Source organism: Verrucomicrobiota bacterium (assembly GCA_016871535.1).
Classification (GTDB): domain Bacteria; phylum Verrucomicrobiota; class Verrucomicrobiia; order Limisphaerales; family SIBE01; genus VHCZ01.
Genome location: VHCZ01000035.1, coordinates 24,565 through 36,091 on the forward strand (window position 1 = coordinate 24,565; position 11,527 = coordinate 36,091).

The 11,527-nt window shown below is 61.0% G+C and carries 8 protein-coding genes; 4 read left to right on the forward strand and 4 right to left on the reverse strand.

Annotated elements, in window-relative coordinates:
• Window positions 1-559: 559 nt before the first annotated feature.
• From FJ398_07125 to FJ398_07140, 4 genes are all read left to right on the forward strand, one after another.
• Window positions 560-2,422 carry a hypothetical protein gene (locus FJ398_07125; GenBank protein ID MBM3837724.1) on the forward strand — a complete coding sequence of 621 codons (1,863 nt, stop codon included), beginning with the start codon at window positions 560-562 and terminating at the stop codon, window positions 2,420-2,422.
• A gap of 249 nt (window positions 2,423-2,671) precedes the next feature.
• The gene (locus FJ398_07130) at window positions 2,672-3,973 is read left to right on the forward strand and encodes a hypothetical protein (protein MBM3837725.1); all 1,302 of its coding nucleotides are present in this window, start codon (window positions 2,672-2,674) and stop codon (window positions 3,971-3,973) included.
• 271 nt (window positions 3,974-4,244) lie between these two features.
• Complete coding sequence (locus FJ398_07135; GenBank protein MBM3837726.1) at window positions 4,245-4,685, forward strand: hypothetical protein; 441 nt, start codon at window positions 4,245-4,247, stop codon at window positions 4,683-4,685.
• A 391-nt stretch (window positions 4,686-5,076) separates the two neighbouring features.
• A complete protein-coding gene (locus FJ398_07140; GenBank protein ID MBM3837727.1) occupies window positions 5,077-5,919 on the forward strand; it encodes a hypothetical protein in 843 nt (280 codons plus the stop codon).
• 51 nt (window positions 5,920-5,970) lie between these two features.
• Here the strand turns inward: FJ398_07140 and FJ398_07145 are convergent, their stop codons facing one another.
• The 4 genes from FJ398_07145 to FJ398_07160 all read right to left on the reverse strand — a co-directional run bounded on the left by FJ398_07145 (window position 5,971) and on the right by FJ398_07160 (window position 11,323).
• Entirely contained in the window at window positions 5,971-6,294 is a 324-nt protein-coding gene (locus FJ398_07145) for a hypothetical protein (protein ID MBM3837728.1), read from the reverse strand.
• A 392-nt stretch (window positions 6,295-6,686) separates the two neighbouring features.
• Complete coding sequence (locus FJ398_07150; GenBank protein MBM3837729.1) at window positions 6,687-8,708, reverse strand: hypothetical protein; 2,022 nt, start codon at window positions 8,706-8,708, stop codon at window positions 6,687-6,689.
• Between the two features lie 531 nt (window positions 8,709-9,239).
• Entirely contained in the window at window positions 9,240-10,634 is a 1,395-nt protein-coding gene (locus FJ398_07155; GenBank protein ID MBM3837730.1) for an APC family permease, read from the reverse strand.
• 173 nt (window positions 10,635-10,807) lie between these two features.
• Window positions 10,808-11,323 (reverse strand): DoxX family membrane protein, encoded by a 516-nt coding sequence (locus tag FJ398_07160; protein ID MBM3837731.1) that lies wholly within the window; start codon window positions 11,321-11,323, stop codon window positions 10,808-10,810.
• Window positions 11,324-11,527 lie beyond the last annotated feature (204 nt).

The window sequence follows — 11,527 nt, forward strand, 5'->3', positions numbered from 1 at the left end:
CGTGAATTCTGGATCGAAGGCCGCGATTTCTTTCTCAACGGCACGCGCATTTTTCTTTCGGCGGTTCCGTTCGACAATGCGCAGATCGGCGCTGCGCTCGCGAACTATGGCGCCGCCCGCGAGAGCCTGGAGCGGCTCAAAAGTTTTGGAATCAATTACGTTTACACGCACAACTACGGCTGTGAACCGGGTTCGCACTTGAGTTTCACGGAAGTCCTGCGGGCGGCGGATGACGTGGGAATGCTCGTGGGATTTTCCCAACCGCACTTCAGCCATTACGACTGGCCATCGCCCGACGCCGATCGAACCAACGGTTACGCGCGCCACGCCGAGTTTTTCGTGCGTGCCGCGCAGAATCATCCGTCCGTGGTGATGTACTCCATGAGCCACAACGCCACCGGCTACAGCGAGGACATGAATCCGGACTTGATCGACGGCATGCGCGAAGACCGCGACGCCTGGGCCTTGCGGAACGCGAAACAGGCGCTGCGCGCCGAAGCCATCGTGAAGCGGTTCGATCCGGGCCGCATCGTTTATCACCACGCCGGCCGCACAGGCTTTGCTGCGCAACAACCAGCCGCTGCTCGCTTACATCGCCGGCAAGCCCGCGGGCTTCACGAGCAAGGATCACAATTTCTTCCCCGGCGAAACCGTGGAGAAACAAATCATCGTCATCAACAATTCGCGCGAAACGGTGACGGCTGAATGCGAATGGACCTTTGGCCTGCCGAAGGCCGTGAAAGGAACCCGAAAGATTACGGTGGGGACGGGACAACAGGAGCGCCTTGCGCTGCGCTTGGAATTGCCGGCAGCACTGCCTCCGGGGCGATGCGAACTGAGCGCGAACGTGCGATTCAGCACCGGCGAGGTTCAGCAGGACCGGTTTTTCATCGAAGTGCTGAGGCGTCCGCTTCCACCGCCTTCCCCGGAACCGGACGGTAGGGCGAGCCTGTCCCCAGCGAGCCGAGACGGACGTGTTCCAAGCGCGTCGAGCGGCTCGCCGGGACGGACTCGCCCTACCGGATTCATGGGCCGAGTGCAGGTCCGAAAGGAACAGGATAAGAGCACGGAACAGCGAGTCGCCTTGTTCGATCCCAAAGGCGAAACCGCCGCGCTCCTGAAAAGCCTGGGCGTTCAATGCCAGGTCGTGGACGCGAGCGCGGATTTGTCGGCCTACGACCTTCTGATCGTCGGCAAGTCCGCGCTGACTCTTCGCGAAGCTGCTCCCGACATCAGCCGCGTGCGAGAAGGCCTGAAGGTTGTCGTGTTTGAGCAAACTTCTGAAGCCCTGGAGAAGCGCCTCGGATTCCGCGTGGAAGAGTACGGTTTGCGCCAGGTCTTTCCCCGCGTGCCTGATCACCCGCTTCTGGCCGGCCTGAACGTCGAGCGCCTGCATGACTGGCGCGGCGAGGCCACCCTTCTTTCATCGCAACTCAAATATGAAATGCGTCCGCGTTACGGTCCAACCGTGCGATGGTGCGACATCCCGGTCACGCGCGTGTGGCGTTGCGGCAATCGCGGCAATGTCGCTTCCGTGCTCATTGAGAAGCCTGCGCGCGGCGATTTCCTGCCGATCCTCGACGGCGGCTACAATCTCCAATACAGCCCGCTTCTGGAATACCGCGAGGGCCGGAGAATGGTTTTGTTTTGCCAGTTGGATGTGACCGGGCGCACCGAAAGCGAACCGGCAGCCGAAATGCTCGTGCAGAATCTGCTTCGCTACGTGATGGCCTGGAAACCGCCCGCGCGGCGGAACGCGATTTACGCGGGAGAAGCGGCAGGAAAACTTCATCTCGAAGCCGCGGGCTTTTCCGTCGCTTCATTCGACAACGAGAGTCTCTCTTCCGATCAAGTGCTCGTCGTGGGGCCAGGCGGAGGAGGCGACCTGAGCGGCCGGAGTGCAGGTCTTGGCAAATGGCTGAACTCCGGCGGCCACATGCTGGCGATTGGGCTGGGACAAGAAGAGGCCGCCGCGCTGTTGCCATCCAAAGTTCGACTCAAGAACGCCGAACATATCGCGGCCTATTTCGAGCCGCCAGGCTGGGGTTCTCCGTTAGTGGGAGTTGGCCCGGCCGATGTTCATAACCGCGACCCGCGCGAGTTGCCGCTTGTGTCCTCGGGAGCGAAGATCATTGGCAACGGTGTCCTCGCCGAAGCCGAGGGCGCGAACGTTGTCTTCTGCCAGATGGCGCCCTGGCAATTCGAGGACGCCCAACAATCCAACCTCAAACGAACGCACCGGCGCGCTTCGTTTCTGGTCGCGCGTTTGTTGGCGAACCTGGGTGTCGCCAGTTCCACGCCGTTGCTGGAACGCTTTCATCGGCCACTTGACGCGGCACAGCCAGAGAAGCGCTGGCTGGACGGGCTTTACCTGGATCAACCCGAAGAATGGGACGATCCTTACCGGTTTTTCCGTTGGTGAGCGGCATCATTTGGAACCGGGGAGAACACGCGCCTTCGCGTGTTCCGACTGGCGCCTCGCCAGTCGGATCGTCGTTGAAACCATGGGACTGAGTGGGATGGTTCAGTTCGATTGAATGGAGTCGGCGAAGGCGCCGACTCCCGCACGCGAGGGCGCGTGCGCTCCCCATCCGATCTGAATCGTTCCGGGTTTGGGGACTAAAGGGAAACCGCTCTTTGCCAAGGCGACTGCCCCTGCTATTCTTGCTGCATGAACCCGCCCCGATACTTCGCCGTTTGTCTTTCATCCATCGCTTTCTTGTTCTCGGCAGCTTTGTTCCCAGCCGTCGCCGCAGGGCTTCGCGCCGGTACTGCCCGGGTTGACATCACGCCCGACAAACCCGTCATGCTCGCCGGTTACGCGAGCCGCACGAACCTTTCCCGCGGCATCCACGACCCGCTTTCCGCGCGCGCGATGGCTTTCGAGAAAGACGGCAAACGACTTGTGTTGATCTCGCTCGATATTCTTGGCTTCTACAACGGCACCGCCGAACCGCTGCGCCGGGCCATCCTGAACGAGTGCCGGCTTCAACCTTCCGATTTGTTTCTCTGCGCCATTCACACTCACAGCGCGCCGACTCCGACCCTGGACGCGGCGAAGGGCCACGCCAACAACGTCGAATACACGCGCACGCTTCAGAGCAAACTCGTGAAGATCGCGCGCGAAGCGATGGATCGCATGGCCTCCGTGCAACTGGGCGTCGGCAGTGGCGCATCACCCGTGGGCGTGAATCGCCGGGAAGTCGTCCGCGACAACGCCGGCAACCCGCGAATCGTTTTGGGCCGTAATCCCCATCTTCCAATCGACCGCGAGGTGCAGGTGTTGAAGCTCGCGAGCGCGGATCGCAATGAGTTGATCGGCGCGCTCTTTGCCTACGCCACGCACAGCACGTTGCTGGGGCCAAGAAATTTTCTGGTCAGCGGCGATGTCCACGGACTGGCGGCCCAGTTTATCGAAAAGCATCTCGGCGCCGGGGTGATCGCGCCGCCTTTTGCCGGCGCTTCGGGAAACATCGATCCCTGGTATCGCGTCTTGCCTGAATTCAACACCACCAATAGCTGGGTTCCGGAGCCGGTCCTGCTTGGCACGCTCCTTGGCGAAGAAGTCGTGCATGTGCTGAAAGGAATTCAGAATTCGGTCACAAACGCGGAGATCCGCACCTCGATCAAAACTGTGTCACTGCCCGGCAAGGCTCGTGGCGAAGCCCAATCCAGTTCGACGGGCCTGACGACGCCGCTGGTGCTGACGGCGGCGTGCGTTGGGGACGTCGCCTTTGTCGGGCTGGGGGGCGAAATCTTCACCGAAATCGGGCAAGCGATCAAAGCGGCTTCGCCGTTTCCGCGCACGATCATCCTGACGCACTGCAACGGCGCCGCCGGTTACCTGCCCATCCGGTCGGCCTATCCGGAAGGCGGCTACGAAGTTCAGAGCAGTCCGTTTGCGCCTGGCGCAGACGAGCAAGTGATCGAAGAAGCCAAGCGGATGTTGGCGGAGTTGCGCAGACGGGATTGAACATTCGCGAATGCGTATGCTGTTGGGAATGGGGAGCACACGCGCCCGCGCGTGTCCCGACCGGCGCCTCGCCGGTCGGAAAGGACACGTCGGCCCGTCACTCACACTGGTTGCTTCGACCGCAGCAGTGTGATCAGCGAGGGCGCCGACCACGGGCACGCGAGGCGCGTGCGCTCCCCCGCCATGGGCAGCCGTTTTTTCTGGCCAGGAGGACAGCGAGAGCCTCAGTATGGCCCGCGTTCAGTGGGACTGATGAGTTTGAACATCGTTTATGACGCCGAGTCGAATTTTGCCGGATTTGCAGTGCTCCCTTTTGTGTGAAGAAGTCCGCCAGGAGATCAACGGGAATTTCATTTTGATCGGGATCCTCGGCTACATTCAGGTGCCGCAAGTTCCGGTCACCGCGCTGAAGCTTTGTGTCTTCAATCGCTGGACCGCGGGCGTGGGCGCATTCGCCGAGAGCGTGCGGTTGATCGGCTCGGATCAGACCACCGTGCTGCGCCAGAGCCAGGTGAAGTTCGCGCTTCAGGACGCGAGTCATCACGCGACAAACGTCACCGTGTTCGGCCAGGTGAAGTTCGAGCATAGCGGCGTTTATTTCCTGGAGGTGCTGGTGGACGATGTGATGAAACTTCGCTATCCAGTCCCGATCATGGTGGTGCAACCTCCCGCGCCAGCGCCAGCTCCTCCCGAAACCAAACCGCAAGGCTGAGGCAAGCCGTGCCTGGTAGGGCTGCGCTGCCGCGCAGCCGGATTTCTGTCGAAGCTGCGGCGGTAGGGCGAGCCTGTCCCCAGCGAGCCGAGTCGGACGTGTTTCAAGCGCGTCGAGCGGCTCGCCGGGACGGACTCGCCCTACCGTACCGTTTTCATGGGCTGTGAGCATGGCCCAATCCATCCCTCGTTTGGGACGGATTCCACTCCGTCCCTGACCTTGCTCCGCTATCGAAAGAGCGAAAGAGCAATTCCAGGGACGCAGTGGAACGCGTCCTGACGCTTCCGACGCTTCCTTCCCTTTGAACTTTGAACACCGAACTACCTCCCTGAAACTCCCTGTCTCGCCAAACCGGCCCCGAGCCTTTATGGTGCCGAAACGGGACTTCAGTTTGAAGATGGACGTTGACACGAAATCGCACAGTTCGCCCTGGCAGCCTCTGACCTTCGGCGGCGTCGCGGCGTTCGCGCATGGATCGTTCACGCGGTTGTTTATTGCGGCCTTCGCCCTGGCGGTGCTGGTCGCGGGGAGCGTCGTTGGGCTGTTTTACATGGCCTGGGAACCCGCGCTCCGTCGGGCCATCGCGCAACTGCCCGAACCGAGCGCCATCCGCGCAGGCGAACTCCAGTGGACCGGGCCAACGCCCGTGAAGTTAGCCGAAGGCAAATTCCTCTCCATCGTGGTGGACCGCGCGGGCACGGGTGAACTGGGATTCGCGTCGGATCTGCAATTCGAGCTGGGACGAACCGAGTTTCGTGTCCGCTCTCTGCTGGGCTACGTGGGCATCCCGTATCCGACCACGTGGGCGGTGCCGCTGAATCGGCGCGACCTGGAGGCGTGGTGGGGCGCCTGGCGCCCGGTCGTCGCGGCGGGCCTGGCTGTAGGCGTGGCCTCGGGGCTTTTCCTGTTCTGGGGAATCCTGGGCGCGGTGTATGCCTTGCCGGTCCAGTTGATCGCGTTTTATTCGGACCGGCACGTCAGCGTGTTCGGCGCGTGGCGATTGGCGGTGGCGTCACTCATGTCGGGCGCGTTGTTGATGGGCGCCGCTATCCTGGCTTACAGCTTTCAACAACTGAACCTGATCCAACTGGCCCTGGCGTGGGCGGTGCATCTCGCGCTCGGATGGCTTTATGTTTTCATGGCGCCCTTGTGCTTGCCGCGCCGGCTCGCCGTGGCTGGCCTGGGCAGGAAATCCAATCCGTTCCGGGAAACCTCGGCGCGAAGAGCGCGGTGAACTGGGTGCGTGACGTGGCCACAGAGCGTGACGAAACACAATCGAACGGCTTTATTTGGCCGGTCCGTTCGCCAGCGGATTCCGGATCGGGAACTCTCCGAGCCTGACGCGATTGGTTTTCGCGTCTTCCTGGTAAATCCTCAATCTGAGCCTGTTTCCATATTCCGGTGCGATGGGGATCGAAGAAACCCCGTAAGCGAGATTGGCTTCCTGGGGAAAGCCCTGTAACCGGTCTTCGCCATGTTCGGTACCGCCTTCATCCACGATTCTCCCGACATATTCGGTCATGGCAATCACGGTGACGCCCGCAGAGCTCGTTGGCGGAAGGAACCGCGCGAGCAATTTCTCAGATCGGGTTTTTCCCGGGAAGGTCATAGGTTTATTGAACTCGGTTTGGATGAATCTCAACGTGGTTCCGTCCGGAAGCTTACTGCTTGGTCCGCGGGATGGACGACAAAGCTCGTAGCGCAGAGTTGCACTCTGCCGTATCGCAGAATTGTATTCTGCGGGGCGTCTCCCAGTCCGAGCACGCTGGGACTTGCCGGCGCCCTGCCGATTGGAAATCGGCGATACCGCAGATTGAAAATCTGCGCTACGGTTCTCCGGTCGATCTGTCGTCAATCCCACGGTCGGCACAGTAAGGACATTCCCCGTTCGGGCCGAGATCGCCAAAACGATGGCCACAGCCGCGCAAAGGACAACCGCGAGCGCGCGCCAATTCCGGGGAGAAACCATGCACTGCGTTAGTGGGGCACAGGCGCGTTCCCCTACCGTTGCGCTTGCTTCAATTCCCACTGTTCTCCGAAGAATCCCGCGGCCGCGATTCCGCCGGGTGCTCGCGACGAGACCGGCACGCTGGTATCAATGATCGCGTAGTCCGGCAGCTTCGGCACCTGGCGCGCGTTGTTCAGGTAATCATACTCCCGAAACGTGAACCCGCTGTTCAAGACCACGTACCGCCGAGGATTGAGCGGGTTGGGATAAACCGCGAGCAGCACGTGCTGATCCGCAACATACGTGAACGCGCCAACGCGCACGCCCTCCGCATCCCAGCGAATCGGCAGGCTGACGGCAATCTTCGCCAGCAGCGCGTTGCTTTGCGGGTCGCCCCAGAGAACCAGGTTGTGGTTCGCAATATCTTCAGCCGTCACCTCCGTGTCCGCCTTCACACGCGCGTCGCCGCGGAACTGGCGGCGCCAATGATCGATGGCGTGCGCTTGCTCGGCTTCGGCCCACTTCCCAACTTTTTCGTTCAGAGGCTTTCCGGAGGGACGGACCATGAGGAAGCTGTCGAGGAACGCATCGTCAATCGGCCCTTGCAGGCCGTGGCGTTTGCGGAGAGTGATCTGGTCAACGGACGGTGTTGCCGACCAGACAGCTCCGGCCTTTTGAAAATGAGCGGTCCAGGATTTGTCGGAGGGCACCGGCGCCGCTTCGAGCGTGCGCCCATCCAGAACGACGCGCGGCTTGCGCGTGTTGTCGAGCGGACAAAGGCCGGGCGGCATCGCCAGAGTGAGATCCGAGACATTGGCCGTTTTCACGACCACGGTGTTTTCGTCCGAGATTTCCGCCTCGACGCGGGCGGGTTCCCAGTGTTCCTCCAGACCTTCGACCGTGACCCAGAACATCTGATTGTAACGCAGCGTCCAGGTGGTGAACCGGACTTTCTTCGGCAACGGGTTTCGTCCGCGCGCCACGATGCTGTCGATGCGGCGGTTGATTTCTTCTTTGGCTTGCGGGTGATAACGGTGAGCCGTTTGCGGCCCAATGATGTGGGTGAGTTCCATGCCTTCGGCGGCAAGCGCTTTGGCCATCATGTCGGCCGCTTGTTTCTGGCGGTCGATCTCGCCGCTGTAGGCGACGGTCGGGCAGTTGAAAAGATTCACTGCGTAATCCGTGCAATCGTACCAGTGCCAGAGCTTCTGCTCGTACCACGCGGGTTTGACAGGTTCGTTCTGGAACACGCGCAGAAAGTCCGCGGTCTCGGAGAAGCCGGCGCCGGGCGCCGCCGCGGCCCATCGGCTCGCGTAGTGAACCGCGAATTGCCAGCAAGCCGCTCCGCCCATGGAAAAACCGCGCACCACAAGCCGATTCTCGTCGATGGGATAGTGTCTGCGAACATGCTCCAGCGCTTCGAACAAGTCGATCTCGCCCGCGAATTTGTTCGCGTTGCAGTACCGGCCATAAAGGTGAAGCACGAAGGCGTTCGGCGGCGTGAATTCCCCGGGCGAGCGCTGGCGGTCATTGATGAAGCTCAGCTCCGTCAGGTTTTCGCCGCGCCCGTGAAACCAGGCGTCGAGCCGATGCGGACGCGGCGGGTTGAATTGATAGGACGCAGGAACGACCAGCCCGTATGGCTGCACCGAGCCATCGATCTTCGACACGTACGCGCGAACGACCAGGCCTGTGGCTGTCGCCCAGGGCGCGCGCCCGTCGCGCAGCGCGGCGGCTCGTTCCATGCCTTGCTGAAACAAACTGCGCGCGACCTGGACCTCGTTGGTCCTGTAAAACTCGTCGTAAGCCAGCGCATAACGGACCGCTTTGTGATAGATCTCCACGTCCGGGAGCAAATCGAGCAGCGCCGCTTTGGCTTTGAGCGCGCCCCGGAGGGATTCGATCTCTTTTCCGAACTCGGCCACTTTGGCTTCCAATTCTCCGCGGTCGGCTTGATCGATTGGAATCCCTGGAGGCGGGACGCGCCGGACTTTGTCGGGGAGATTGTCGCCGGGTCCGTCGGCCAGGAGCGATGCGGCGGCAAAGACAGTGAGGGCGAGGAGATGGAGTTTCATGCGCGTGGTATTGGTAAGAAAACGCGGCGCTGAACGCAAGCCGCTCGGACACCAGCGATTCTGATTTTCGGAGCGCGGACTGTGTCGAAGACCAGCCGCAGCGCCTTGAATTGCCCACAGGCTGCGGCTGGGCCCTTCTACTCCCCGCAGCCGCGCTCCGTATACTGCTTGGTCCGCGGGATGGACGACAAAGCTCGTAGCGCAGAGTTGCACTCTGCCGTATCGCAGAATTGTATTCTGCGGGGCGTCTCCCAGTCCGAGCACGCTGGGACTTGCCGGCGCCCTGCCGATTGGAAATCGGCGATACAGCAGATTGAAAATCTACGCTACGGTTCTCAGGCGGTCGGCCAGGTCTAGCCTAGCCTAGGACTGCAGATAGCAATTAGAGGCCGTAGCGTGAGCACACCGGCGCAGCGGAAGCCGATCCCTATTCGCGTGTGTTGGCATGCGTTCGCGTTTCCTTTCGGCGGCAAGTTGCCGCCGAAAACGGGCTGGTAGCCCGTTCCACCCATTTTCGAAACACGCTGTTCGTTAGAGGGCTGTTTTCTCGCCAAAAGGCCAGCGTCGCGTCAGGCGGCTCCAGATCAGAAAGATCACAATGCCCGCCGCCAGGATGGCCGCGCCGTAGTTCTTTAGCCTCACGTCCGCCGTCGCGAAGAGAAAAGACCATCCGGCCAGCGCGATCAGCGGCGGCAATGGATAAAGCCAGATGCGATACGGACGCTCCATTTGCGGCGCTCGTTTCCGCAGCAACATCACCGCAAAAATCTGCCCGATGAATTGCACCAGAATGCGCGTGATCAGGAGCGCGTCGATCACCGTCATCAGCGGCAGAAAACTGCACGCGATGGAAATAATCCCGATCGTCACCAGCGAGACGTGCGGGAAATTCTTCTTCGGATGCAGGCGGCCGAACACCTTGAAGAAACAACCGTCCCTGGCTGCGGCATACGGGATTCGCGAGTAACCGAGCAACAACGCGAAGACCGAGGCGAACGCTGTCCACAGCACCATCACCGTAAACACCGTCGCCACTTTCGCGCCATAGATCTTTTCCATGAAAAGCGACACCACGGGCGGCGGCGGGTCAGTTGCAGGCACAAACTCCCGCCACGGCACCACGCCGATGATCGAAAGATTGATCCCGATGTAAATCAGCGCGACGCACACGATGCTGATCAGGATCGAACGCGGGATGACTTTCCCCGGATCGCGGACTTCTTCGCCAATGTAGCAGACGTCGTAGTAACCAAGGTAGTCGTACACGCCGACGCGCGTCGCTGCGCCCAAACCGAGCAGGAAGCCCAGTGAGAATTGAAAACTGCCTGGCGGAAAATCAAAAGCCAGCTTCGGATCGAAATGCAGCGCGCCCGTGACAATCACCGCCAGCGTGGTCAACAACATGCCAATCCACAAACTGACCGTGATCCGGCCGATGGCCGTGATTTGACGGTAGAGCAGCGCGATCGTCAGAATCCCGACGCCCACGATGATGAGTTGGGTCTCGCGGACCGTCAGTCCAGGCCAGAGATATTTGAGATACTGGGCCAACCCGATGAAGCCGGACGCAATTTCGAGCGGCCCGCTCAGGATGAATTGCCAGACGAACAGAAAAGCCATCAGCCGGCCGAACGTTTCCCGTCCAAATCCGTCGCGCAAATAGACATACGTGCCGCCCGATCCAGGCATCGCCGCTCCGAGTTCGCCCCAGACCAACGCATCCGGAATCGTGATCATCATGGCGACCAGCCAGCCGAGCATCGCTTGCGGCCCGTTCAGCGCGGACATGAGCGCCGGGATCGTGATGAACGGCCCGATCCCGATCATGTTGGACATATTCAGCGCCGTGGCCTGAAGCAAACCGAACTGCCGGAGCAGGTGCGGCTGATTCCCGTTTGGGCTTTGATGGGGAGGATCGGAATCCATCGGGGGCGTTAAAGCGTTAAAACGGTTAGAGATGATCGAGCGGGTTGCGCACCGCGGGGACAGGGTTGCGTGGGCATGGCGGTCACAAGTTCGCTGAACGGGCCCGCCTATAACAAAGCCGAGACGCGAACACAAATTGAATCGCGCAGGGAGCGAGTCAACTGCACGCTGATTCAAATGCGGATCAAATCCACGAAAAGATCATCGGGGCCGACCGAAGTCTTGGTCCCGCCGGCAGCGGGAGCGCTCTGGCCTTTGCGCAGTTGCAGGATGGACAGCGGATTCGCCCCCGGGAGGAAACTCCGGAGGAAGATCAAACACACCAGAAACAACACCAGCGCGGAAAACTCGACGGCTTCCCGGCCTTCGGTGTCGATCATGTGCGGCATATTGACGAAGAACACGGCGCCGATGAGGACGGGGAGTTGGATCAGCGCGCCCAGCCAGGTGAGCACTCCCAGCGCCAGCAGCAGTCCGCCCAGCATATGGACGTAAGGAACCGCCCGCGCCATCGGGACCAGCCAACTGTTTGCCGCGGCGTTCGTGAATTGGGCGAACAATTCCGGGTGCATCAAGAAGTAGAGGCCTTTGATGAAGAGCCCGACGCCGAGATAAACCCGGACGCAATCAAGGAGCACGTCCCGATGTGTTTCCACCCACTGCTGGCATTGCTCGAACTTTGTGTTCATAGGGTCCTTTCGTGTGATTGGCGCGCGCCGGCGGCGGGAGTTTGGGGCGAATCACAGCCACTCGCGTTTGCGCTCCAAGCAGGCGCTTCCGGCATGTCAGTGTTCGGCTTTGAATCATCATAAGCGGTTCTGACTGCGAAGACAAGTTCGACTGCTGCGGTCGCGGGATTACAAGTGTCGGTCAGTCGCGATTCGCCTGGCTTC

Excerpts from the sequence above, each read along its gene's own strand:
- FJ398_07130 (MBM3837725.1), top strand. The coding sequence starts at position 2,672 with ATGAACCCGCCCCGATACTTCGCCGTTTGTCTTTCATCCATCGCTTTC.
- FJ398_07135 (MBM3837726.1), top strand. The coding sequence starts at position 4,245 with ATGACGCCGAGTCGAATTTTGCCGGATTTGCAGTGCTCCCTTTTGTGT.
- FJ398_07145 (MBM3837728.1), bottom strand. The coding sequence starts at position 6,294 with ATGACCTTCCCGGGAAAAACCCGATCTGAGAAATTGCTCGCGCGGTTC.
- FJ398_07150 (MBM3837729.1), bottom strand. The coding sequence starts at position 8,708 with ATGAAACTCCATCTCCTCGCCCTCACTGTCTTTGCCGCCGCATCGCTC.
- FJ398_07155 (MBM3837730.1), bottom strand. The coding sequence starts at position 10,634 with ATGGATTCCGATCCTCCCCATCAAAGCCCAAACGGGAATCAGCCGCAC.
- FJ398_07160 (MBM3837731.1), bottom strand. The coding sequence starts at position 11,323 with ATGAACACAAAGTTCGAGCAATGCCAGCAGTGGGTGGAAACACATCGG.